The organism is Candidatus Allofournierella excrementavium (genome assembly GCF_048526665.1).
Lineage (GTDB): Bacteria > Bacillota > Clostridia > Oscillospirales > Ruminococcaceae > Allofournierella_A > Allofournierella_A excrementavium.
The window spans coordinates 87437-109958 of record NZ_DBGFPE010000007.1 but is presented as its reverse complement, the minus strand read 5'-3'; the positions used below and the strand labels follow the sequence as shown (position 1 = coordinate 109958).

The 22522-nt window shown below is 64.8% G+C and carries 23 protein-coding genes; 21 read left to right on the top strand and 2 right to left on the bottom strand.

Annotated features, from left to right (window positions below; genetic code table 11):
- Nucleotides 1-6: 6 nt before the first annotated feature.
- The 16 genes from remA (at nucleotide 7) to ACMI1Q_RS02780 (ending at nucleotide 17223) form a co-directional block, all read left to right on the top strand.
- Nucleotides 7-276, top strand: a complete 270-nt coding sequence (remA, locus tag ACMI1Q_RS02855) for an extracellular matrix/biofilm regulator RemA (protein ID WP_177521579.1) — start codon at nucleotides 7-9, stop codon at nucleotides 274-276.
- The gene (gene gmk, locus ACMI1Q_RS02850; protein ID WP_419502740.1) at nucleotides 269-835 is read left to right on the top strand and encodes a guanylate kinase; all 567 of its coding nucleotides are present in this window, start codon (nucleotides 269-271) and stop codon (nucleotides 833-835) included. The genes remA and gmk overlap by 8 nt, the downstream gene beginning before the upstream one ends.
- An 18-nt stretch (nucleotides 836-853) precedes the next feature.
- Complete coding sequence (gene priA, locus ACMI1Q_RS02845) at nucleotides 854-3112, top strand: replication restart helicase PriA (RefSeq protein WP_394979614.1); 2259 nt, start codon at nucleotides 854-856, stop codon at nucleotides 3110-3112.
- A 36-nt stretch (nucleotides 3113-3148) separates the two neighbouring features.
- The gene (gene def, locus ACMI1Q_RS02840) at nucleotides 3149-3673 is read left to right on the top strand and encodes a peptide deformylase (protein WP_177521576.1); all 525 of its coding nucleotides are present in this window, start codon (nucleotides 3149-3151) and stop codon (nucleotides 3671-3673) included.
- Nucleotides 3673-4587 (top strand): methionyl-tRNA formyltransferase, encoded by a 915-nt coding sequence (gene fmt / locus ACMI1Q_RS02835; RefSeq protein WP_419502739.1) that lies wholly within the window; start codon nucleotides 3673-3675, stop codon nucleotides 4585-4587. The genes def and fmt overlap by 1 nt, the downstream gene beginning before the upstream one ends.
- A 22-nt stretch (nucleotides 4588-4609) precedes the next feature.
- Entirely contained in the window at nucleotides 4610-5914 is a 1305-nt protein-coding gene (gene rsmB / locus ACMI1Q_RS02830) for a 16S rRNA (cytosine(967)-C(5))-methyltransferase RsmB (RefSeq protein WP_419502738.1), read from the top strand.
- A 38-nt stretch (nucleotides 5915-5952) separates the two neighbouring features.
- Nucleotides 5953-6996 carry a 23S rRNA (adenine(2503)-C(2))-methyltransferase RlmN gene (rlmN, locus tag ACMI1Q_RS02825; protein WP_330056841.1) on the top strand — a complete coding sequence of 348 codons (1044 nt, stop codon included), beginning with the start codon at nucleotides 5953-5955 and terminating at the stop codon, nucleotides 6994-6996.
- A complete protein-coding gene (locus ACMI1Q_RS02820) occupies nucleotides 6993-7733 on the top strand; it encodes a Stp1/IreP family PP2C-type Ser/Thr phosphatase (RefSeq protein ID WP_394979620.1) in 741 nt (246 codons plus the stop codon). The genes rlmN and ACMI1Q_RS02820 overlap by 4 nt, the downstream gene beginning before the upstream one ends.
- A 1-nt stretch (nucleotide 7734) precedes the next feature.
- Nucleotides 7735-9633 (top strand): Stk1 family PASTA domain-containing Ser/Thr kinase, encoded by a 1899-nt coding sequence (pknB, locus tag ACMI1Q_RS02815; protein WP_419502737.1) that lies wholly within the window; start codon nucleotides 7735-7737, stop codon nucleotides 9631-9633.
- Between the two features lie 25 nt (nucleotides 9634-9658).
- Complete coding sequence (gene rsgA / locus ACMI1Q_RS02810) at nucleotides 9659-10534, top strand: ribosome small subunit-dependent GTPase A (RefSeq protein WP_417026062.1); 876 nt, start codon at nucleotides 9659-9661, stop codon at nucleotides 10532-10534.
- A 64-nt stretch (nucleotides 10535-10598) separates the two neighbouring features.
- A complete protein-coding gene (locus tag ACMI1Q_RS02805; RefSeq protein ID WP_419502736.1) occupies nucleotides 10599-11219 on the top strand; it encodes a thiamine diphosphokinase in 621 nt (206 codons plus the stop codon).
- Between the two features lie 91 nt (nucleotides 11220-11310).
- Nucleotides 11311-11391, top strand: coding sequence for a stage V sporulation protein SpoVM (gene spoVM, locus ACMI1Q_RS02800; RefSeq protein WP_394964054.1), 81 nt, complete (start codon nucleotides 11311-11313; stop codon nucleotides 11389-11391).
- 137 nt (nucleotides 11392-11528) lie between these two features.
- On the top strand, nucleotides 11529-13049 hold the full coding sequence (locus tag ACMI1Q_RS02795) for an SPOCS domain-containing protein (protein WP_419502735.1): 1521 nt from the start codon (nucleotides 11529-11531) through the stop codon (nucleotides 13047-13049).
- A gap of 14 nt (nucleotides 13050-13063) precedes the next feature.
- Entirely contained in the window at nucleotides 13064-14539 is a 1476-nt protein-coding gene (spoIVA, locus tag ACMI1Q_RS02790) for a stage IV sporulation protein A (RefSeq protein ID WP_419502734.1), read from the top strand.
- A gap of 199 nt (nucleotides 14540-14738) precedes the next feature.
- Nucleotides 14739-16625: a polysaccharide biosynthesis protein gene (locus tag ACMI1Q_RS02785; protein ID WP_417025178.1), complete on the top strand. Its 1887-nt coding sequence runs from the start codon at nucleotides 14739-14741 to the stop codon at nucleotides 16623-16625.
- Between the two features lie 4 nt (nucleotides 16626-16629).
- Nucleotides 16630-17223: a sugar transferase gene (locus ACMI1Q_RS02780; RefSeq protein WP_419502733.1), complete on the top strand. Its 594-nt coding sequence runs from the start codon at nucleotides 16630-16632 to the stop codon at nucleotides 17221-17223.
- A 45-nt stretch (nucleotides 17224-17268) separates the two neighbouring features.
- Here ACMI1Q_RS02780 and ACMI1Q_RS02775 read toward each other — a convergent pair whose 3' ends face one another.
- A complete protein-coding gene (locus ACMI1Q_RS02775; protein ID WP_394979633.1) occupies nucleotides 17269-17835 on the bottom strand; it encodes a DUF4364 family protein in 567 nt (188 codons plus the stop codon).
- A gap of 58 nt (nucleotides 17836-17893) precedes the next feature.
- The gene (locus tag ACMI1Q_RS02770; RefSeq protein ID WP_419502732.1) at nucleotides 17894-18811 is read right to left on the bottom strand and encodes a S1 RNA-binding domain-containing protein; all 918 of its coding nucleotides are present in this window, start codon (nucleotides 18809-18811) and stop codon (nucleotides 17894-17896) included.
- A gap of 186 nt (nucleotides 18812-18997) precedes the next feature.
- Here ACMI1Q_RS02770 and ACMI1Q_RS02765 point away from each other — a divergent pair, with 186 nt between their 5' ends.
- From ACMI1Q_RS02765 to ACMI1Q_RS02745, 5 genes are read left to right on the top strand one after another with little or no spacing between them, the layout of a single operon-like run.
- Complete coding sequence (locus ACMI1Q_RS02765; protein WP_330056738.1) at nucleotides 18998-19186, top strand: DUF951 domain-containing protein; 189 nt, start codon at nucleotides 18998-19000, stop codon at nucleotides 19184-19186.
- A 46-nt stretch (nucleotides 19187-19232) separates the two neighbouring features.
- Complete coding sequence (gene prfA, locus ACMI1Q_RS02760) at nucleotides 19233-20321, top strand: peptide chain release factor 1 (protein WP_419502731.1); 1089 nt, start codon at nucleotides 19233-19235, stop codon at nucleotides 20319-20321.
- Nucleotides 20318-21337, top strand: a complete 1020-nt coding sequence (locus ACMI1Q_RS02755; protein ID WP_419502730.1) for an L-threonylcarbamoyladenylate synthase — start codon at nucleotides 20318-20320, stop codon at nucleotides 21335-21337. The genes prfA and ACMI1Q_RS02755 overlap by 4 nt, the downstream gene beginning before the upstream one ends.
- Nucleotides 21334-21933 (top strand): dephospho-CoA kinase, encoded by a 600-nt coding sequence (coaE, locus tag ACMI1Q_RS02750; RefSeq protein ID WP_419502729.1) that lies wholly within the window; start codon nucleotides 21334-21336, stop codon nucleotides 21931-21933. Before ACMI1Q_RS02755 ends, coaE begins: the two co-directional genes overlap by 4 nt.
- Nucleotides 21934-22512, top strand: a complete 579-nt coding sequence (locus ACMI1Q_RS02745) for a lytic transglycosylase domain-containing protein (protein ID WP_419502728.1) — start codon at nucleotides 21934-21936, stop codon at nucleotides 22510-22512.
- Nucleotides 22513-22522: the final 10 nt, after the last annotated feature.

Here is a 22522-nt window from a genome sequence, read left to right as displayed (position 1 = left end):
GAAGGTATGAAACTCATCAACATCGGCTTCGGCAACATGGTCAGCGCCAGCCGGCTCATCGCCATCGTCAGCCCCGAGAGCGCCCCCATCAAGCGCATCGTGCAGGAGGCGCGGGACAAGGGCGCCCTTATCGACGCCACCTACGGCCGCCGCACCCGCGCGGTCATTATCATGGATTCCGACCACGTCATCCTCAGCGCCGTGCAGCCTGAGACGGTGGCCAACCGCCTGGCGGTGGACGATGTGGAAGACGACGAGGAGATGGACAATGAATAACGAACAGTATCTTGTGGTGGTCTCCGGGCCCTCCGGCTCCGGCAAGGACACGGTGGTCTCCCGCCTGATGGCGCAGCACCCGGAAATCGAAATTTCCGTCTCCGCCACCACCCGCGACAAGCGCCCCGGCGAACAGGAGGGCGTCAACTACTACTACCTCACCGTGCCCGCCTTTGAGCAGAAAATCGCCGACGGCGAGATTCTGGAGTACACCCAGTACTGCGGCAACTACTACGGCACCCCCAAGTCCGAGGTGGACAGGCGCATCGCCGCCCACACCACCGTCATCCTGGTCATCGAGGTGGTGGGCGCCACCAACATCAAGCGCCTGTACCCCGGGGCCACCACCATCTTCATCCAGCCCCCCAGCTACGCCGAACTGGAAGAGCGTCTGCGGGGCCGCGGCACCGAGAGCGAGCAGGCCATCCAGAGCCGCCTCGCCCGGGCGGCGGAGGAGATGAGCTACGCCACCGACTACGACGAAGTGGTGGTCAACGACGACGTGGACCGCTGCGCCGATGAAATTTACCGCCTCATCCGGGAGCATCAGCATACATAAATAAAGAAAAGGAGGAACGTGGCTTTGTTGCAGACCGTTCAAGTGGCAGTCAGCGGGGCCACCTTCCACTTTGACAAGCTCTATACCTACCTGCTGCCGCCCCGGCTGGAAGGGGCGGTGTTCGTGGGCAGCATGGTGCTGGTGCCCTTCGGGCGGGGCAACAAGCCCCGCACCGGCGTGGTGCTGGCCCTGGGCCAGCAGGAGGAAGCGGGCCGCTGCAAGGAGCTGTTCGACGCCGCCCCCGAGGAAGCCCGCCTCACCGACGAACTGCTGGGCCTTGTGCACTTTTTGAAGGAGCGCACCTTCTGCACCTGGTACGAGGCGGTGCGGGCTATCATCCCCTACGGGGCGCAGTACCGCCCGGCGAGCACCGAGAACGGCCCCCGGCTGCAAAAGCAGCTGCAGCGCCACACCGAGCCCTTGTATGAGCTGGCCGGCCCGCTGCCCGAAAAGCCCAAGCCCACCGAAAAGCAGAAAGCCGCCGCCGCCGCGCTGGCAAACGGCCCGCTGCCTGCCTCGGCCCTCGCGGAGATGGGCCTTTCCCGCGCCGTGCTGGATAACCTCTGCGAAAAGGGCGTGTTGCGCAAAGGGCAGGTGGACAAGACCGTGGACCTCTACGCGGGCATCCCCCGCTCGGAGGAGCCGGTGGTCTTAAGCGACGACCAGCAGCGTGTGTTCGAGGGCCTTGCCGCCCAAATGGCCCAGCAAAAGCCTGCGGCGGCGCTGCTCCACGGCGTCACCGCCAGCGGCAAAACGCTGGTGTTCCTGAAGCTCATCCAGCGCTGCCTGGAACTGGGGCGCACCGCTCTTGTTCTGGTGCCGGAGATAAGCCTCACCCCCCAGATGATACGCCGCCTCAAAGCCAGCTTCGGCGAGCGGGTGGCGGTGCAGCACTCCGCCCTCAGCCACACCGAGCGCCTTTTGCAGTGGCGGATGATACAGACCGGCGGGGCGGACATCGTGGTGGGCACCCGCAGCGCGGTGTTCGCGCCATTGGCGAACATCGGCCTCATCGTGGTGGACGAGGAACAGGAGCACACCTATCAGTCGGAGAACGCACCCCGCTTTGACGCGCGGCAGGTGGCCAAGCGCCGCGCCGCCGACCATAACGCGCTGGTGCTCTTCGCCAGCGCCACCCCCAGCGTGGAGAGCTATCAGGCCGCGTTGGACGGGCGCTACACCCTTTACAAACTCACCAAACGCTACGCCAGCCAGCCGCTTCCCACCGTGGAACTGGTGGACATGCGGGCGGAGCTGGCGGCGGGCAACCCCGCCAGCATCAGCGCCCCGCTGGCCGAGCACATCCGCCAGACGCTTGCGGCAAAGCGGCAGACCATCCTGCTGCTCAACCGCCGGGGCTACCGCACCGTGGGCATGTGCACCGAGTGCGGCAAGGCGGTGAAATGCGGCAGCTGCAGCGTGCCCATGGTCTACCACAAGGCCGAGCAGAAGCTGCTCTGCCACTACTGCGGCCACACCATCTCGCCGGTGCCCACCAGATGCCCCGAGTGCGGCGGCAAGCTGCGCTACACAGGATTTGGCACCCAGCGGGTGGAGGAGGAGCTGGCCGAGCTGTTCCCGGACGCCCGCGTCCTGCGCATGGACCAGGACTCCACCGGCCAGAAGAACGCCCACGACCGCATGCTGGCCCGCTTCGCCGCCGGCGACTACGACATCATGCTGGGCACCCAGATGGTGGCCAAGGGCCTGGACTTTGAAAAGGTCACCCTGGTGGGGGTGCTTGGGGTGGACAGCCTGCTCTTCTCCCAGGGCTTTCGGGCCTATGAGAACGTGTTCAGTCTGGTCACCCAGGTCATCGGCCGGGGCGGCCGGGCCAGCGAGCCGGGCCACGCGGTCATCCAGACGGTGGACCCGCAGAACCCGGTGCTGAATCTGGCGGCATCCCAAAACTACGAGGCCTTCTTTGCCCAGGAGATAGCCTTCCGCAAGCTGTGCCTCTATCCGCCCTTCTGCTCGGTGTGCATCGCCGCCTTCAGCGGCGAAAAGGACGGCGAGACCCTTGCCGCCGCGGCCCGCTTCGGCGCGCTGCTCACCGCCCGGGCAAAGCAGCAGCCGAACATGCCGCTGCGCCTTTTGGGCCCTGCGCCCATGAACGTGGTCCTCATCAAGGACCGCTACCGCTACAAACTCACCATCAAATGCCGCAACGACAAAGCCTTCCGGGCGATGCTGGCGGACGTGATGCAGGACTATTCCGCCGAAGGGCTGCCCGGCAAGGCCGCCGTGACGCTGGATTTCAATTCCGACGGGGACTGAAACGCCCCGCCACTACAGATAAAGGAGCAACGAATTATGGCACTTCGCACCATCGTGCAGGACGGCGACCCCATTCTGAAGAAGGTCTGCCGCCCGGTCACCAATTTTGACGACCGTCTGGCCACCCTGCTGGACGACATGAAAGAGACTCTGCTGGACGCCGGCGGCCTCGGCCTTGCCGGGCCCCAGGTGGGCGTGATGCGCCGCCTGTTCATCGCGCTGGACGAGCGGGACCTGCCGGAGGACGGCACCGTGCCCGAGGGGTACGAGCCCAAGTTCATCGAGTGCGTCAACCCCGAAATTCTGGAAGAATCCGAGGACACCGTCACCCTTTATGAGGGGTGCCTTTCCTTCCCGGGCCACAACGGTGCCATCGAGCGCCCCCGCAAGGTGAAGATCCGTGCCCAGGACCGCCACGGCGAGACCTTCGAGATGGAGGCCGAGGAGATGCTGGCCCGGTGCTTCTGCCACGAGACCAACCATCTGGACGGCATCACCATCATGGACCTGGCCGACCATTTCTATGAGGACGACTACCCCGACGAGGCGGAGGAAGACTGATGCGCATTCTTTTCATGGGCACGCCGGACATCGCGGCGGCCAGCCTTGCGGCCATCCTGGAGGCAGGGCACGAGGTCTGCGGCGTGTTCACCCGGCAGGATAAGCCGGTGGGCCGCAAGCAGGTGCTCACCGCGCCCCCGGTGAAGGTGCTGGCCGAGAGCAAGGGCATTCCCGTCTACCAGCCCCGCACCCTGCGGGACGAGGCGGTGCAGGCGGACATCCGCGCTTTGGCCCCCGAGCTGATCGTGGTGGTGGCCTACGGGCGCATCCTGCCCCCCGAGGTGCTGGAAGTGCCGCCTCTCGGGTGCATCAACCTGCATGTGTCGCTGCTGCCCAAGTATCGGGGCGCGGCGCCGGTGCAGTGGTCGGTCATCAACGGCGACACCGAGACCGGCGTTTCCATCATGTTCCTGGACGAGGGCCTGGACACCGGCGATATCCTGAACGTGGCCCCGGTGACCATCGGCCCCGAGGAGACCAGCGGCGAACTGTTCGAGCGCATCACCGACCAGGGGGCAAAGACCCTGGTGGAGACCATCGCCGCCATCGGCAGGGGCGAGGTGACCCGCACGCCTCAGGACCACAGCAAAGCCACCCTCGCGCCGCCTCTCACCAAGGAGATGGCACGCTTTGACTTCACCCGCCCTGCAAAGGAACTGCATGATCTCGTGCGGGGCATGAACCCCTGGCCGGTGGCCTACTTTGAAGAGAGCGGCAAGAAGATGAAGGTCCTCAAAAGCCGCGTCGCCGCCGGCAGCGGCGCGCCGGGCCAGGTGCTGGCCCTCTCGCCTTTGACCGTCGCCTGCGGCGAGGGCGCGCTGGAACTGACCGAAGTGGTGCCGGAGGGCAAAAAGCCCATGGCGGGCACCGCCTGGGCGGCGGGCCGCCGCCTCAAGCCCGGCGACACTCTCTAAACTCACCAAAGGAGCATTGACCATGACGAACGCCCGCCGCACGGCGGCCCTGGCTCTTGTGAAGCAGGAGCAGAACGGCTATTCCAATCTGGTGCTGGCCGCCGCGCTGGAGCGGGAGGCACTTTCGCCCAAGGACAAAGCCTTCGTCAGCGCCCTGTTCTACGGCGTCACCGAGCGGCTGCTCACCCTGGACTGGGCGCTGAGCCGGTGCCTTTCAAAGCCGCTGCAAAAGCTGGACGCCCCGGTGCGGGCGGTGCTGCGCTGCGGCCTCTATGAGGCGAAATATATGAACACCCCGGTGCCGGCGGCGGTGAACGAGGCGGTGGGCCTCTGCCGCCAGCTGAAAAAGAGCAGCGCGGCGGGCCTTGTGAACGCGGTGCTGCGCAAAGCCGTGGGGCTGGACCCTGCCTCCGCTCATTTCAAAAACCGTGCGGAAGAACTCTCGGTGCGGTATTCGGTGGGCCTGCCCGTCGTGGAGCTGCTGCTTGCGCAGTACCCGGACAAGGCCGAGCGGATGCTGGCCTCCTTCTTCGAAAAGCCGCCGGTCACCCTGCGCTGCAACACTCTGCGCTGCACACCGCAGCAGCTCTGCGCAAAGCTGGCGGAAGAGGGCGTGAAAGCCCGCCCGCTGGATGTGCCCGGCGCGGTGGAAGCGGGATTTTCCGGCAGCCCCGCCGCCACAAAAGCCTTCCGGGAGGGCCTTTATCACGTCCAGGGCCTTGCCAGCCAGACGGCGGCCCTCTGCCTGGAAGCGCAGCCCGGCGAAACGGTGCTGGACCTCTGCGCCGCCCCCGGCGGCAAGACCCTGCTGCTGGCCCAGCAGATGGGGGATAAAGGACGGCTTTTGAGCTTCGACGCGGCACAAAACCGCCTGCCCCTCATCGAAACGGCGGCGCGCCGCTGCGGCCTTTCCTGCGTCACGGTGGGGCAGGGGGACGCCTCGGTCTATGACCCGGCGCTGGCCGGGGCGGACCGGGTGCTGTGCGATGTGCCCTGTTCCGGCCTTGGCGTCATCGCCAAAAAGCCGGACATCCGCTATAAGTCCCTGGAGGGTAGCGAAGAACTGCATGCCCTCCAGTTGAAAATTCTCACCAACGCCGCCCGTTATGTAAAGGAAGGCGGCCGCCTTGTCTACTCCACCTGCACGGTGGATGTGCGGGAGAACGGGCAGGTGGTCCGCGCCTTTTTGGAAAAAACGCCGGGCTTTCGCCTCCTGCCGCCGCCGGTGGTGCTGGAGGGCGCGCTCATCGAGGACAATATGCAGACCATGCTGCCCGGCTTTGCCGGGCCGGACGGATTTTTCGCGGCAGTGCTGGAACGGGTGTGAACGCCCGGGTATGGAAACGAACGAGGGTTTGTGATACAATGAGCAAGAACTGTATATCCTCCTATACGCTCGAAGGGCTGACCGCTCTGATGAAGGAGCTGGGCCAGCCCGCCTTCCGGGCCAAACAGATATTCCACTGGCTGCATCAGAAGCTGGTCACGGAGTTTTCCGCCATGACCGACCAGCCCAAGGCCCTTCTGGCAAAGCTGGAAGAGGGATATTACATCGCCGCCCCCGCCATCGTGCGGCGGCAGCAGTCCAAGGACGGCACGGTGAAGTACCTCTTCGCCCTTGCCGACGGCAACTGCATCGAGACGGTCATCATGCGCTACCACTACGGCGTCACCGCATGCGTGTCCAGCCAGGTGGGCTGCCGCATGGGCTGCCGCTTCTGCGCCTCCACCCAGGCGGGCCGGGTGCGCAACCTGGAAGCAGGGGAGATAGCAGGGCAAATTTACGCCGCCCAGAAGGACATCGGCGAGCGCATCAGCCACATCGTGCTCATGGGCATCGGCGAGCCGCTGGACAACTTCGACAACGTGATGGATTTCCTCTCCATCATTTCAAGCCCCGACGGGGTGAACATCGGCATGCGCAACATCAGCCTGTCCACCTGTGGCATCGTGCCCATGATCGACAAGCTGGCGGAGAAAAAGCTGCAGCTCACCCTCTCCATCTCGCTGCACGCGCCAAACGACGCGATGCGCAGCGGGATGATGCCGGTGAACGACGCCTACCCGGTGGCCCAGCTCATCGCGGCCTGCCGCCGCTACCAGCAGACCACCGGCCGCCGCGTGAGCTTTGAGTACTCCATGGTGCGGGGCGTCAACGACAGCCCCGCCACCGCAAAGGAACTGGCGGCGCTCATCCGGGGCATGGGGGCCCATGTGAACCTCATCCCCATCAACCCGGTGGACGGCAGCCCCTATTCCGCCACCGACGCCGAAAACGTCAAGCGCTTTCAAACGCTGCTCACAGACTTAGGGGTGAACGCCACCGTGCGCCGCCGCCTGGGCAGCGACATCAGCGCCGCCTGCGGCCAGCTGCGCCGCGAAGAGGCGGCAAGGGAGGGAAGGAAATGAAACTGGCGGGCAAGACCGACAAGGGCGGTTACCGCTCCGAAAATCAGGATAACTACCGCGCCGCGCGCCTTCCCGACGACACGGTCTGGGCCGTCGTGTGCGACGGCATGGGCGGCGCCGCCGCCGGGCAGCTTGCCAGCCAGGTGGCCACCGACGCCCTGGAGGACTGCTTTGCCGAGGGCCTGAAAAACCTGCCCGAGGGCGGCGAACAGGCCCTGCTGGCCCGGTGCATCGCCCAGGCCAACCGTGCGGTCTGGGCCGAGTCGCTGAAAGACCCCGCCCACCGGGGCATGGGCACCACCGCGGTGTGCGTGCTGGTGCGCCGGGGCACGGTGCACGTGGCCCACGTGGGCGACTCCCGGGCGTATTTGTGCCGTCCGGGCGAGCTTGTGCAGCTCACGGTGGACCACACCATGGTGCAGCAGATGGTCGAGAGCGGGCAGATCACCCGCCAGCAGGCCGCCTGCCACCCCCACAAGAATCTCATCACCAAGGCCCTGGGCGTGGAGCCCGAGGTGGAAGGGGACTACACCAGCGCCCCGGTCAAAACCGGCGACGTGCTGCTGCTCTGCTCCGACGGCCTTTCCGGCGCGGTGCCCGCAGAGCAATTGCAGGACATTCTGGAGCACACCCCCTTCTTCATCACACCCCGCAAGCTGGTGGAGCGGGCCCTGGCTGCCGGCAGCCAGGACAATGTGACCGCTGTGCTGGTAGGGGTGGAACCCACGGAGGATTGAAATGGACGAACTGATCGGCAAAAAACTGGAAGGCCGCTACCTGCTGGAAAGTCTGGTGGGCGTGGGCGGCATGGCCAACGTCTACAAAGGACGTGACCTCAAGACCGACGCCGTTGTGGCGGTGAAGATCTTGCGGGAGGAGTTCAGCCAGAACACCGAACTGGTGCGGCGCTTCAAGAACGAATCCAAGGCCATCTCCATTCTGGACCACCCCAACATCGTCAAGGTCTACGACGTCTCGGTCACCGACCGGCTCCAGTTCATCGTGATGGAGTACATCGACGGCATCACCCTGAAGGAATACATGAACCGCCGGGGCGGCCCCCTCACCTGGAAAGAGGTGGTCCACTTCTGCCAGCAGGTGCTGGACGCGCTGGACCATGCCCACCAGAAGGGCGTCGTCCACCGGGACATCAAGCCCCAGAACATCATGCTTCTGGCGGACGGCCGGGTCAAGATCATGGACTTCGGCATCGCCCGCTTCTCCCGCGCGGAGTATCAGGACACCAGCGAAAAGGCCATCGGCTCGGTGCACTACATCAGCCCCGAGCAGGCCAAGGGCGACGTCACCGACGCCAAGGCGGACATCTACTCCATGGGCGTGATGATGTACGAGATGCTCTCGGGCAAGCTGCCCTTCGAGTCGGACAGCGCCGTGTCCGTTGCCATCAAGCAGATCGCCGACACCGCCGCGCCCTTGAGCGAGGTGGCGCCGGATGTGCCCAAAGCATTGCAGGACATCACCGCCCGGGCCATGGCGAAGGACCCGGCGCGGCGCTATCCCAGCGCGCGGGCCATGCTCAACGACCTGGAGGAGTTCAAAAAGAACCCCAGCATCCGGTTCGAGTACGAATATATGACCGAAGATTCGCCAGCGAGGTATATCGACAAGGTGGTTAAACAGTCAAGCGGCGGCCCCTCGGGCCGCAAGGGCCCCTCTTCCCAGGGCAGCCGCAAGGCGCCGGCCCCTTCTTCCGGCAGCAAAAACACCCAGCACCAGCGCAAATCCCGCCGCAAGGTGGGCGTTCTGCCCATCCTGGCGGGCATGGCCGCGGCCTTCGCCCTGGGCAGCGCCATTCTGTGCTATCTCATCTTTGCCAACTCCACCAACCCCCTGTTCAGCAACAAGGCGGACGTGGAACTGCCCGATTTCACCGGCATGCAGTGGGAGACGGTGAAGGAGCAGTACTCCGGCCAGCTGACCCTGGTGGCCGAGCAGGAATACAACGCCCAGTATGAAGAGGGCGTCATCTACTACCAGTCGCCCCGCGGGCCCCGAACCGTCAAGGAGGGCCAGAAGGTCACCGTCAAGGTGAGCCTTGGCACCCTGTATGTGAACGTGCCCGACGTGACCCAGTGGAAGATCGCCGACGCCGAAGAGGAGCTGAAGGACTTGGGCCTGCAGGTGCGCCGCATGATCGTGGAGGACGACTCCCTCGCCGAGGGCACCGTCATCCGCACCGAGCCGGCGGCGGGCGAGAGCATCGCCAGCGGCGAGACCATCTCGGTCTACGTCAGCCAGAAGAAGATCGAGACCGAGACCACCGTTCCCCCGGTGAAGGGCATCTCTCTGGAGGACGCCCAGAAGGCCCTGACCAACAACAATCTGGTCACCGGCGTCGTCACCGAGGCTTACAGCAGCGAGTACGCGGCGGGCGTGGTCATCGATTCCACCCCCACCGAAGGCTCCACCGTCAAAATTTACTCCCAGGTGGGTCTGGTGGTTTCCAAGGGGCCGGAGCCCACTCCCGAACCCACCCCGGAACCCACGCCCAAGCCCACCCCCAGCCCCACTCCCGCGCCCTCTGCCACTCCGGCTCCCACCCCGGCGCCTACCCCGGTCCCCACGCCGGTAACGCCGACCGAGGTGCCTGACACGGGCGACCAGGGCACCACCTGAGGGAGCGCACAGCAAGAGGAACTTTATGCCAGAGGGATATATCACAAAGGGCATCGGCGGCTTTTATTACGTAAAAGCCGGTGACCGCATGCTGGAATGCAAAGCCAAGGGCATCTTCCGCAAACGGAACATCACCCCCGTGGCGGGGGACAAGGTGGTCGTGGAGGAAGAGGCGGGCAGCTGGGTCATTGCCGAGATACTGCCCCGCAAAAACGTCTTTGTGCGCCCGCCCATCGCCAACCTGGATGTGCTGTTCATCGTGGCCAGCACCACCCAGCCCACCCCCAGCACCCTGGTTCTGGACAAACTCTCCGCCATCGCGGCGGACAAGGGCGTCCAGCCGGTGCTCATCATCACCAAATCCGATCTGGCCGGGGCCGAAAAGCTGAAAAACGCCTACGCCCTGTCGCCCTTGCCGGTCATCGTGGCGGACCACGTCTCCGGCGAGGGCCTGGACGACATCCGCGGCTGGATCGAGGGCCGGCTGTGCGCCTTCTGCGGCAACTCCGGCGTGGGCAAGAGCACCCTGCTCAACGCCCTGCTGCCCGACCTCTCCCGCGAGACCGGCTCCATCAGCCAGAAGCTGGGCCGCGGCCGGCACACCACCCGGGAGGTGGAGATATTCGAGGCCTTCGGGGGCCTTGTGGCCGACACGCCCGGCTTTGCCAGCCTGGACACCGGCCGCGCCTGCTACATCCCCAAGGAAAACCTGCAGTATGCCTTCCCGGAGTTCGAGGACTACATCCCCCGGTGCCGCTTCACCGGCTGCTCCCATCGCAGCGAGGCGGGCTGCGCCGTGCGCGAAGCAGTGGAGGCGGGCGAGATAAGCCCCACCCGCTACGAAAGCTACCTTGCCATGTACGACGAGGTGAAGGACATCAAGGACTGGGAAGTGCGCTGAACGACGCACCCAAAAGGCCGGGGCTTGAACCCCGGCCTTTTTAAAGAAAAAGGAGGAAGCGCCCATGCCGCGCTGTGTCATCATTGGAGCCGGGCCGGTGGACCCGGAGCAGAAGGAACTGCTTTTGCCCGGCGACTATGTCATCGCCTGCGACGCGGGCTACCGCAACGCCGCGGCGCTGGGCGTGACCCCGGACCTCATCGTGGGCGACTTTGACTCCGCGCCCCGCCCCGAGGCGGAAAATCTGGTGGTGCTGCCTGCCGAAAAGGACGACACCGACACCCATTACGCCGCCCGCCTCGCCGTGGAGAAGGGCTTTGACGAGGCGCTCATCCTGGGCGTGCTGGGCGGCGCGCGGCTGGACCACAGCCTTGCCGCCATCGCCGCCGGGCTCTGGCTGGCAAAACAGGGGCCGAAAGTCACCATTGCGGGCCGGGGCGCGGTGCTGCGCTATGTGCTGCCCGGCCGCCCGGCGCGGGTGCCCCACGACCCGGAAGCCTATTTCTCCCTCTTTCCGCTGGAAGGCGCGGCGGGGGGCGTGTGCATCACAGGGGCCAAGTACCCGCTGCAAAACGCCCGCCTTGTGCCGGACGCCACCCTGGGCGCCAGCAACGAGACCCGGCCCGGCGGGGCCGAAGTGCGGGTGGCCGACGGCAGCCTGCTGCTGGTCTGCGCCCCGAAATGAGCCTTTGAAAGGCCAAAGCCTGCACATTTTTCTCCCCCGGGGGATATAATGGCGTATCCAGACAAAGAACCATGGAAAAGGGGGATGCGCCATGCAGGTGGTCGTGGTCAAAAGTCCGAAGTGTCTCGCAGGGTTCCTGCGCGCCTTGTTCAAGATCAAAAAAGAGGGGTAACGCCCCGCAGAAAAACAGCGCCCGCGGGCCGGTCTTTGCACCGGCCCGCGGGCGCTGCCTTGTTTGTCCCGTTTTGCGGCATATGCCCCCGGCGGCGTGAATATACATGTGTCAGAACACGCGAAAGGGGCGAAACAATGGAACTCAAGGTGTTTAGAGATACCTTATCCACCATGGGCAGCCTGTGGGAGACCAAAGCCGAGCTGCCCATCGAGACCGAACTTCTCATCCCGGACTATCTGCCGCAGGTCTTCAAGATCGTCAAGTGCTTTGTCTATCCCGTCACGCTGCAAAAGCAGGTGACGCCCGGCCGCCTCACGGTGGAGGGCTATCTGCGGTGCGTCGTCTACTATCAGGCGGAGGACGACCAGAGCCTTTGCCAGATCGAGCAGAAAATTCCCTTCACCCGCGCCATGGACCTGCCGGAGGGCCAGCACCAGGGCTATTCCGTCACGGTGAGCGGCGAGGTGGAGTACCTTAACTGCCGGGCGGTGAACCAGCGCCGGGTGGACGTGCGGGGGGCCTACGCCCTGTCGGCACAGGTGTGCGCCCAGAGCGAGCAGGAGGTCATCACCGCCCTGGCGGACTGCGGCGCAGAGCAGAAGCTCATCCCGGTGAACGGGCTTCGCACGGTGGCAAACCTGGATAAGCTGCTCACCGCCGAGGAAGAGGTGACCCTGCCCGGCCAGGTGCAGGCGGTCATCGACATTTCCGGCGTGGGCCAGGTGGACGAGGTCAAGGTCATCACCGGCAAGGCGGTGGTCAAGGGCCGCATCCAGGTGGCGCTGACCTACCGCAGCCAGCCGGGCTATCAGCTGGAGACGGTGGAGCAGGCGGTGCCCTTCAACCAGATCATCGACCTGGACAACGCCCCCGAGGATGCCGTCGCCTTTGCCGAGGCCGAGATGATCGGCTGCACCCTCACCGCCGCGGCGGGGCAGGAGGGAGCGGCCACCCTCACCGTCACCGCCATGCTCCATCTGCGCATGGTGCGCCAGGTGGAGTGCTATGTGGTGGCCGACGCCTTCTCCACCCAGTACAGCGCCGACGTCACCTACAAGACGGTCACCGCCGAGCAGCTGGCCGAAACGCTGAACCGCACCGCGGAGGCCGCCGCCTCCGGCCCGCTGCCCGACGAGAACGCTCAGATCATCGGCTGTCTGGTCACGCTGCACCCCCTGGAATGGGTGGCCGCGGAGGGCGGCGGGGTCAGCCTGGGCGGCCGGGCGAGCGCCCATGTGCTGTGCATGAATTCCTTGGGCGAGATCGAATGCTATGACAAATCCTTCGATTACCAGCTGCCCGACGTCTGGCCCGGCGCCGCCGACCAGTACCGCGCCGAGTGCTGGCCGGTGGTCACCTCGGCCCAGCCGGTGGCGGCGGGGGGCGAGGTCACCGTGCGGGTCTCCATCCGGGTGCGGGGCCTTGTGTTCCGCCGCACCAAAGAGACGGTGGTGGACTCCATCGCCTGCGAGACCGCGCTGGAAAACACCGAGCCGGACGTGGCCCTGCGCATCTGCTACGCCCAGGGGGGCGAGAACATCTTCGACATCGCAAAGCATTACCATGTGCCCCCGGCGGCCATGATGAAGCTGAACCACCTGGAGGACCTGCAGCTGACCGCGCCCGCCCGGCTGCTGGTGCCTATGACTGTTTGAAAGGAGGCCGGCGTATGGAAAGCAGCAGCGTATACAAGGACATTGCCGCCCGCACCGGCGGCGACATCTACATCGGCGTGGTGGGCCCGGTGCGCACCGGCAAGAGCACTTTTGTGAAGAAATTCATGGAGGAGCTCATCCTGCCCCGGCTCACCGTGCCCTCGGTCAAGACCCGCGCCCGGGACGAACTGCCCCAGTCGGCGGCGGGGCGCACCATCATGACCACCGAGCCCAAGTTCATCCCCGAAACGGCGGTGACGGTGGAACTGGAGGGCGGCGGCAGCTTCAACGCCCGCCTCATCGACTGCGTGGGCTACATGGTGGAAGGAGCCATGGGCCACGAGGAAAACGAGAAGCCCCGCATGGTCAAGAGCCCCTGGTTCGAGGAGGAAGTGCCCTTCGACGTGGCCGCCGAGACCGGCACCCGCAAGGTCATCCGGGACCACTCCACCATCGGCCTCGTCATCACCACCGACGGCTCCATCAGCGACATCCCCCGGGAAAAATACAAGGAGGCCGAGGAGCGGGTCATCGCGGAGCTCTGCCAGATCCACAAGCCCTTCGTCATCCTGCTCAACTGCGTGGACCCGGCGGGGGAGCCTGCCCGCCGGCTGGCGCGGCAGATGGAGGAGGAATACGGCCACACCGTTCTGCCGGTGAGCTGTGTGGACCTGGACGCGGCGGCCATCGACCGCATCCTGCAAAGCGTCCTCTATGAGTTTGACGTCAAGGAGATCGCCTTCGCCATGCCCCGGTGGATCACCATGCTGGAGCCGGACCACTGGCTGCAAAGCGCGGTGTACGCCGCCGCCCAGGACTACGCCGCCTCCATCACCCAGATGAAGGATGTGGCCGAGGGCGCCGCCGCCCTGGAGTGCGAGTATCTCAAGAGCGCCCGGGTGCGCAGCATGCAGCTGGCCACCGGCAAGGTCATCCTGGAGCTGGAACTGGAGCCGGACATCTTCTACAAGGTCCTGGGCGAGACCACCGGCCTGGAGATTTGCGACGAGGCCAGCCTGATGCCCTGCATCATCGGCCTTGCCAAGGCAAAGCGGGAGTACGAGAAGATTCGCAGCGCCATCGAGCAGGTGGAGGCCACCGGCTACGGCATCGTGATGCCCACTTTGAACGAACTGCATCTGGAAGAGCCGGAGATCGTGCGCCAGGGCGGGCGCTACGGGGTGCGCCTGCGGGCCAGCGCCCCCTCCATCCATCTGCTCAAGGCCACCATCAACACCGAAATTTCGCCCATCGTGGGCTCCGAGCGCCAGAGCGAGGAGCTGGTGATGAGCCTTTTGCAGGACTTCGAGCAGGACCCCATCAAGATATGGGAGTCCAACATTTTCGGCAAGAGCCTGCACGAGCTGGTGAACGAGGGGTTGCAGAACAAGCTGCTCCACATGCCCCAGGAGGCCCGCGCCCGCCTGCAGGAAACGCTGGAACGGGTCATCAACGAGGGCTGCTCCGGCCTCATCTGCATCATCCTGTAACGCCCTTTTTCCGAGACCGCCGTGGCACGCCACGGCGGTTTTTGCGCGCGGCGGCGGGCAAACTATAAAATGTGGATTGATTAAATAGCGCGGATGTTGTAAAATATAACAAAACAGTAAAGAAAAAGCGTGTTCCGCCGGTTCACTCCGGCGCTTTTGGCCTGCCTTGCGGCTGCGGACCGATGCTAAAGAATTGGTGATGGTTTTGAGCAAAACCTTTTCCCGGCTGCTCAGCCGGTTCCGAAAACAAATATTGATCGCCTTCGACATTCTGGTGATCTCCCTGGCCTACATCGCGCCCTGGGTCATCATCAATGGCCGGGCCGATTACCAGCGATATTCCAGCCTGCTTGTAGCCAGCTGGTTTTTGTTTGTCAGCTGCTTTGAGATCGTCTATGCCCTCATGGGCGTCTACGACAGCCTCTGGCGCTATGCTGAGATCGTGGAGTTCTTCCGCCTGTGCGTTGCCTCCATCATCGCGGTGGCGCTGTTCGGCGTGACCTCCTTTTTCATCTTCAGCGAGACCCGCGTGCCCATTTCGGTCTATTTCCTCAGCGCGCTGTTCGCGGTGGCCCTCACCCTCTACTCACGTTTGACATACCGAATGTACCGGAACGTCAAGCTGGGCAGGCAGGGCAAGCGGCTGGCGCGGCGCACCCTGCTCATCGGCGCGGGCGATGCCGCCAGCACCCTGCTCCACGAGCAGTATAAGGCGGCCAACCCCGATATGAACATCATCTGCTGCGTGGACGACGCGCCGGAAAAGCAGGGCCGCTACATCATGGGCGTGCAGATCATGGGCACCACCGAGGACATCCCCGAGCTGGTGGAGCGCTGCGAAATTGAGACCATCCTGCTGGCCATCCCCACCATGGATGAGGAGAACCGCCGCCGGGTGCTGTCCATCTGCAACCGCACCAAGTGCAACGTGAAAATTTTGCCGGACATCGTGAAGATGATCACCGACGGCGAGGACCTTGCCAGCCGTATCCGCGACGTGAAGGTGGAAGACCTTCTGGGCCGGGACGAGGTGCAGCTTTCCAGCCTCATCACCCAGCTCGTGGGTGGCAAGCGCATCATGGTCACCGGCGGCGGCGGGTCCATCGGCTCCGAGTTGTGCCGCCAGATCGCCAGCTGCAAGCCCGCGATGCTTATCATCGTGGACATCTACGAGAACAACGCCTACGCCATCCAGCAGGAGCTGCGCCGCAAATACGGCGACGAGCTGAACCTGGAAGTGCTCATCGCCTCGGTGCGCGACTCCAAGAAGATGGACGCTCTGTTCAGCCGCCTGCGCCCCCAGGTGATATTCCACGCGGCGGCCCACAAGCATGTGCCCCTGATGGAGGACAGTCCCGAAGAAGCGGTGAAGAACAACGTCTTCGGCACCTACAACGTGGCCGTCAGCGCCGACAAATACGGCGCCGAGCGGTTCGTGCTCATCTCCACCGACAAAGCGGTGAACCCCACCAACGTGATGGGCGCCACCAAGCGCGTGTGCGAGATGGTGGTGCAGGCCATGGCCCAGCGCAGCAAGACCCGCTTCGCCGCCGTGCGCTTCGGCAACGTGCTGGGGTCCAACGGGTCGGTCATCCCCCTGTTCAAGGACCAGATCGCCGCGGGCGGCCCGGTCACCGTCACTCACCCGGACATCGTGCGCTATTTCATGACCATCTCCGAGGCGGTGAGCCTTGTGCTGGAGGCCGGCGCCATGGCCAGCGGCGGCGAGATATTCGTCCTGGACATGGGCAAGCCCATGCGCATCCTGGATCTGGCCGAGAACCTCATCAAGCTCTCCGGCTTCATCCCCTACAAGGACATCCAGATCGTGTTCACCGGCCTGCGCCCCGGCGAAAAGCTCTATGAGGAGATGCTGATGGACGAGGAGGGCCTGCGCAAGACCGACAACCGCAAGATATACATCGGCGCGCCGCTGCGGCTGAACAACCAGACCTTCTTCGACCACCTGATGGCCCTCAAGCAGATCGCTTACAGCAACAACAGCGAGAATCTGGTGCAGGCGCTCACCGATATGGTGCCTACCTTCCACCATCATCGCGACGAGATCGGCATGGGGGAGGGCTGAGAAAATGTATAAACGTTTTTTTAAACGCGCGCTGGACTTTTTGTGCAGCGGTCTGGCCATCCTGTGCCTGTCCCCGGTGCTGGCGGTCATCGCGGTGTGGGTCAAGGCCTCGTCCCCGGGGCCGGTGCTCTTCACCCAGAAGCGGGTGGGCAAGGGCAAGACCTTCTTTAAAATTTATAAATTCCGCACCATGCGCACCGACACCCCCCACGACATGCCCACCCACATGCTGGAAAACCCCGACGCCTTCATCACCAGCGCCGGGCGCTTTCTGCGCCGCACCAGCCTGGACGAGCTGCCCCAGATCTTCAACATCTTCATGGGCCAGATGAGCATCGTGGGGCCCCGGCCCGCCCTCTGGAACCAGGACGATCTGGTGGCCGAGCGGGACAAATACGGCGCCAACGACTGCGTGCCCGGCCTCACCGGCTACGCCCAGGTCCACGGGCGGGACGAACTGCCCATCCCCGTGAAGGCGGAGCTGGACGGCTATTATGCCAAAAACCTCTCCTTTGCCCTGGACGTGAAAATTTTCTTCCGCACTATCGGCAGCGTTTTGCACCACGAGGGCGTGGTGGAAGGCAAACAGGACCCCTGAAAACAGAAAAAGAGCCGTGCACGCAGCACGGCTCTTTTTGTTTGGTCAGTCTTTTTCATCCGGCGTGGCCAACGCACCCAAAACCAGGGCGTAGATGTCGCTGCCATGTTCGATGAAGGCGTTTTTTGCCATCTCGGCGGTCATGGCGTCGGGCAGAAGCACTTCCAGCCCGAACAGCTTGCTGCCCATCTCGGAGATGGAGCAGCGCACCGCGTAGCCGTCGCCGGTCTTTTCCACCTCGGCCTTGTGCTGGGCGGCCTTGCGCGCCCACTGCTGGGCCCGCACCGCCGCGCGCACCGCCGCCTCCCGCACCGTGCGGGGCAGCAGGTCGATGCTCAGCTCATCCGCCACCGCAAGGCCCTTGGGGGTGATGCGCCAGCCGCCCGCTTCGTCCACGGTGGCAAGGCCGTTCTCCTCCAGGTCCGCAAGGCCCGCGCTCAGCTCAAAATAGTTCACCAGCTGCTCGCCCAGCAACGCCTGCTCGATCTCCGCGCGGGTGAGGGGCGCCATGGGGGCCACCGTCTTGATGAGATAGCACAGCAGGATGCGGACTTCGGTGTTCTCGGTCAGCCCGCCCGGTTTCACGCCAAAGGTAAAAGCACTTCCGGCCATCTTCTCACTTCCTCCTCGGGGTATTTTCAGGAATTATTATAGTGAAAATCTCCCGCTTTTACAAGGCCGCCGGGCCAAAATCCGTCTCGATGCGTTTTTTGCTGCCCGGCGTGGAGTAGACCCAGCGCTCCAGCCGCCCCTCGGTGATGAAGTAGCGGGGGGCGAAGAACAGCGGCCCCGCCAGCTCCCGGTTCACGATGACCAGTTTTATCTTCATCTTTTCGGGCAGAATACTCTTGATGAAAACGCTCACCGGCTGGCCCGGGCGCAGGCCCTCGCACCGCTCCGCAAGGCCGGCCAGGTTCGGGGCCAGCTCGATGAACACGCCGTAGCTCTCTACGCTGCGCACCAGCCCCACCACCGTCTCGCCGGCATGAAAGCGGTCGGCGTTTTCCTGCCAGGTGCCCAGCAGTTCCCGCAACGTCAGCACAAGGCGGCCCCTGTCGTCCCGGCTCTTCACCGCGCAGATGAGTTGCTGGCTCACACTTACCCGGTCCGCCGGGCTCTGGATGCGGGAGACGGACATGCAGTCGATGGGCAGAAGGGCGCTGATGCCGCAGCCCACGTCGCAAAAAGCCCCGAAGCTTTCCAGATGGGTCACCACGCACGTCACCAGCTCGCCGGGCAAAAGCGCGTCCAGATAGTCCCTCTGGCAGGCTTCCTGAGCCAGCCGGCGGGAGAGCAGATACGCGCCGCCTGCATCCTCGGGCAGAGCGGTGACGCGAAAACAGGTGGGCCTGCCCACCCGCGTCAGCAGCGCCACGTCCCGCACCGCGCCCTCGGCCGCGCCGGCGGCGCATTCGTCGTGGGGCATGCGGGCGGGGCGGCCCGCCAGCTCGAACACCAGCTGCCGCTCCCGGTCATAGGCCAGCGCCGTGCTCTCCAGGATGCTGCCATCCGCAAACGCCTCGGCCAGCTGGGCCTCGCTCAGATGCCGCGCGTCCCGGCCCTTGCCTTCGGGGGTATATTCCACCATCGTTTCCATCCTCACTTTAACTGGTTTTGTCCGCGCCGCACCGGGAACAGACCCCCGGCGCGCGTTTTTAAAAAATATATGCGGGCGGGGCGGGGGATATTTGCAAAACCGGCGCAAAGGTATATAATATTAAATTGTCCCCGTCTGCAACGGCGGGGCGGACAAAATGCAAGGGAGGGCCGGTCTGTGGACGTGCGTGTGGGCGACCAGATACTGACGAAAAAGCCGCATCCCTGCGGCGCGGCCTGTTTCGACGTGCTGCGTGTGGGCATGGATTTCAAAATTCGCTGCACCGGCTGCGGGCGGGAGGTCATGCTCCCCCGGGCCAAAATCGAGAAAAACATCAAAAAGATCATCCGCCCCGGCGAGGAGTAGCGCTCCGTTTTGCTTTTAAAACGCAAAACGGAAAGGAGCAGACCCCATGCTGGAACAGCTGCGCAGGGTGCGCCGCCGCTACGACGAGGTGAACCTCTCGCTGCAGGACCCGGTCATCCTGGCCGACGGCGGGTGCTACGCCGCGCTGATGAAGGAATATAAGCGCCTCACCCCGCTGATGGAGGCGCTGGACGAGTACGAGCGGGTCTGCGCGGAATGCGCCGAGGCCCGCGCCCTGCTGGACGAAGGGGGGCTGGAACCGGATTTCCGGGAGATGGTCCAGACCGAGTACAGCGAGGGCAGGCAGAAACAGGAAGAGCTGGAACAGACCCTGCGCGTCCTGCTGCTGCCCCGGGACGAAAACGACGACCGCAGCGTCATCCTGGAGATACGCAGCGGCGCCGGCGGCGAGGAAGCCGCCCTTTTTGCCGCCAGCCTCTGGCGGATGTACGGCATGTACGCCGCCTCCAAAGGCTGGAAGTGCGAGGTGCTGAACCTCAACGAGACCGAACTGGGCGGCGTGAAGGAGATAAGCGTGTCGGTGCAGGGCGAGGGAGCTTACAGCCGCCTCAAGTACGAGAGCGGCGTCCACCGGGTGCAGCGGGTGCCCGAGACCGAGACTCAAGGGCGCATCCACACCTCCACCGTCACGGTGGCGGTGATGCCCGAGGCCGAAGAGGTGGACGTGCAGCTGGACCCCGCCGATTTGAAGATAGACACCTTCCGCTCCTCCGGCGCGGGCGGCCAGCACGTCAACAAGACTTCCAGCGCCATCCGGGTGACCCACCTGCCCACCGGCATGGTGGTGGAATGCCAGGACGAGCGAAGCCAGTACAAAAACAAGGATAAGGCCCTCAAGGTGCTGCGCAGCCGCCTGCTGGCGGAAAAACAGCAGGCCCAGAAGGACGCCATCGACGCCGACCGGCGCAGCCAGGTGGGTACGGGCGACCGCTCCGAGCGCATCCGCACCTACAATTTCCCCCAGGGGCGGGTCACCGACCACCGCATCGGCCTCACCCTCTACAAACTCGACAGCGTGATGGACGGCGCGCTGGATGAGCTGCTGAACGCGCTCATCACCGCCGACCAGACCCGGCGGCTGCAGGCCGCCCAGGAAAAGGAAGCAACACTATGAAAACCATTCTGACAAAGGCCGACGAGGCCTCGGTGAACAAAGCCGCCGAACTGCTGCAGGCAGGGGAAATTGTGGCCATCCCCACCGAGACCGTCTACGGCATCGCCGCCAGCGCCTTCAACGGCGCGGCGGTCAAAAAGATATTCGAGGCCAAGGGCCGCCCTCAGGACAATCCCCTCATCGTCCACATCGACCGGCTGGAAATGCTGGAGGGGCTCGTGGCCTGTGTGCCTGAGGGCGCCAAGGCGCTGGCCCAGGCCTTCTGGCCCGGCCCCCTCACCATCATCATGCCCCGGGGCCCCAAGGTGGCGGACGAAGTCTGCGCCGGGCTGGACACCGTGGCCATCCGCATGCCCAGCCACCCGGTGGCCCGGGCGGTCATCGCCGCCAGCGGCCTGCCTCTGGCGGCACCCTCGGCAAACCGCTCCGGCGGGCCCAGCCCCACCATCGCCCAGGATGTGATGGCGGACATGGACGGCCGCCTGCCCCTCATCCTGGATGGCGGCGCCTGCGGCGTGGGGGTGGAGTCCACCGTCATCACCCTGGCGGGGGAGCAGCCCATGCTGCTGCGCCCCGGCTTCGTCACCAAGGAGCAGCTGGAAGGGGTGCTGGGCTGCGAAGTGCAGCTGGCGGGCGCGGTGCTCCACAAGCTGAAGGAAGGGGAGACCGCCCGCAGCCCTGGCATGAAGTACAAGCACTACGCCCCCAAGGCCCATGTGACCATTCTGCGGGGGGATTTCGACGCCTACCGCAAGTATGTCTGCGACCACGCCGGCCCCGGCGTGTGGGCCCTCTGCTTTGACGGCGAGGGCGAGCAGCTGCCGGTGCCCTTCATCAGCTACGGCGCCAAAGAGAACGACGCGGCCCAGGCCCGGGAGCTGTTCAGCGCCCTGCGCCGCCTGGACGAAAAGGGCGCCGAAACAGTCTACGCCCGCTGCCCCCATGTGGGCGGCGTGGGCCTCGCGGTCTACAACCGGCTGGTGCGGGCGGCTGCCTTCGAGGTGGTGGAGCTGTGAAGATCATCGGCATCACCGGCCGCTCGGGCAGCGGCAAAAGCGCTGTATCCGCCCTCTACCGCCGGCTGGGCTACACCGTGGCGGACGCCGACCTGGTGGCCCGGCAGGTGCTGGAGCCCGGCTCGCCCTGCCTTGCAAAACTGGCGGAGGCCTTCGGTGATGATTTGCTCACCCCCCAGGGCACAGTAAACCGGCAGCTGCTGGCGGACCGGGCCTTCCGGGACGAAGAAAGCACCCAAAAGCTGGTGAGCATCACCCACCCGGAGATCATCGCCCGCCTGCTGGCCGCCGCCGACGAGGCGAAAAGCAGGGGAGAGGCGCTCTTCTTCGTGGACGGCGCGGTCATCGTGGGCGCGCCCTTTGAAAAACACTGCGACGCCATCTGGCTGGTGAGCGCGCCCTACGAACAAAGCGTGGCGCGCATCCGCAAGCGGGACGGCCTCACCCGGCGGCAGGCCCGGGCGCGCCTCGCGGCCCAGCTGCCGGTGCGCACGCTGCGCAAAGCCGCGGCGCGGGAGATACGCAACGACAAGGACTTGGAACATCTTCACCGTCAGGCACTGGCGGCATTGGAGCAGGAGAAAGGCGGTGCATGAGTGGCAAAAAAGCTCACAAAACGAATTTTATGGCTCGTGGTGCTCGCGGCGGTGGTCGTGCTGGCCGTGAGAGGGCTGCGGGAAGGCCTGCACAGGCTTGACCTGGCGCGCTACCCTTTGAAATATACGGAATACGTGGAGAAGGAAGCCGTGGCGAACGGCGTGGACCCTCTCCTTATCTATGCGGTGATACGCACCGAGAGCGGCTTTGACCCCGGCGCTGAATCCAGCGTGGGGGCCCGGGGCCTGATGCAGATCACCGAGGTCACCTTCGACTGGATCAAGAGCAAAATTGCCCCCGGCGAGGACCTCACCTTCGACGACCTCTACGACCCGGCGGTGAACATCCGCTTCGGCGTCTACTATATTTCCGCCTGCCTTGAGCGGTACCACGGCGACGTGTCCACCGCGGCGGCGGCCTACCACAGCGGGTGGGGCACGGTGGACGGCCTGCTGGAAAGCAGCGACTACTCCGCCGACGGCGAAGTGCTCCACACCTTCCCTTATCAGCAAATGGGCCTGTATGTCACCAAGATAAACCGGGCCTATGAACGTTATCAGGCTCTTTACGGAGCCTGAAGAAAGCGAG

Excerpts from the sequence above, each read along its gene's own strand:
- spoIVA (WP_419502734.1), top strand. The coding sequence starts at position 13,064 with ATGGAAAGCAGCAGCGTATACAAGGACATTGCCGCCCGCACCGGCGGC.
- ACMI1Q_RS02805 (WP_419502736.1), top strand. The coding sequence starts at position 10,599 with ATGCCGCGCTGTGTCATCATTGGAGCCGGGCCGGTGGACCCGGAGCAG.
- fmt (WP_419502739.1), top strand. The coding sequence starts at position 3,673 with ATGCGCATTCTTTTCATGGGCACGCCGGACATCGCGGCGGCCAGCCTT.
- spoVM (WP_394964054.1), top strand. The coding sequence starts at position 11,311 with ATGCAGGTGGTCGTGGTCAAAAGTCCGAAGTGTCTCGCAGGGTTCCTG.
- prfA (WP_419502731.1), top strand. The coding sequence starts at position 19,233 with ATGCTGGAACAGCTGCGCAGGGTGCGCCGCCGCTACGACGAGGTGAAC.
- def (WP_177521576.1), top strand. The coding sequence starts at position 3,149 with ATGGCACTTCGCACCATCGTGCAGGACGGCGACCCCATTCTGAAGAAG.
- ACMI1Q_RS02770 (WP_419502732.1), bottom strand. The coding sequence starts at position 18,811 with ATGGTGGAATATACCCCCGAAGGCAAGGGCCGGGACGCGCGGCATCTG.
- rlmN (WP_330056841.1), top strand. The coding sequence starts at position 5,953 with ATGAGCAAGAACTGTATATCCTCCTATACGCTCGAAGGGCTGACCGCT.
- ACMI1Q_RS02780 (WP_419502733.1), top strand. The coding sequence starts at position 16,630 with ATGTATAAACGTTTTTTTAAACGCGCGCTGGACTTTTTGTGCAGCGGT.
- ACMI1Q_RS02785 (WP_417025178.1), top strand. The coding sequence starts at position 14,739 with ATGGTTTTGAGCAAAACCTTTTCCCGGCTGCTCAGCCGGTTCCGAAAA.
- ACMI1Q_RS02795 (WP_419502735.1), top strand. The coding sequence starts at position 11,529 with ATGGAACTCAAGGTGTTTAGAGATACCTTATCCACCATGGGCAGCCTG.
- rsgA (WP_417026062.1), top strand. The coding sequence starts at position 9,659 with ATGCCAGAGGGATATATCACAAAGGGCATCGGCGGCTTTTATTACGTA.
- ACMI1Q_RS02820 (WP_394979620.1), top strand. The coding sequence starts at position 6,993 with ATGAAACTGGCGGGCAAGACCGACAAGGGCGGTTACCGCTCCGAAAAT.
- ACMI1Q_RS02755 (WP_419502730.1), top strand. The coding sequence starts at position 20,318 with ATGAAAACCATTCTGACAAAGGCCGACGAGGCCTCGGTGAACAAAGCC.
- pknB (WP_419502737.1), top strand. The coding sequence starts at position 7,735 with ATGGACGAACTGATCGGCAAAAAACTGGAAGGCCGCTACCTGCTGGAA.
- gmk (WP_419502740.1), top strand. The coding sequence starts at position 269 with ATGAATAACGAACAGTATCTTGTGGTGGTCTCCGGGCCCTCCGGCTCC.
- remA (WP_177521579.1), top strand. The coding sequence starts at position 7 with ATGAAACTCATCAACATCGGCTTCGGCAACATGGTCAGCGCCAGCCGG.
- ACMI1Q_RS02775 (WP_394979633.1), bottom strand. The coding sequence starts at position 17,835 with ATGGCCGGAAGTGCTTTTACCTTTGGCGTGAAACCGGGCGGGCTGACC.
- rsmB (WP_419502738.1), top strand. The coding sequence starts at position 4,610 with ATGACGAACGCCCGCCGCACGGCGGCCCTGGCTCTTGTGAAGCAGGAG.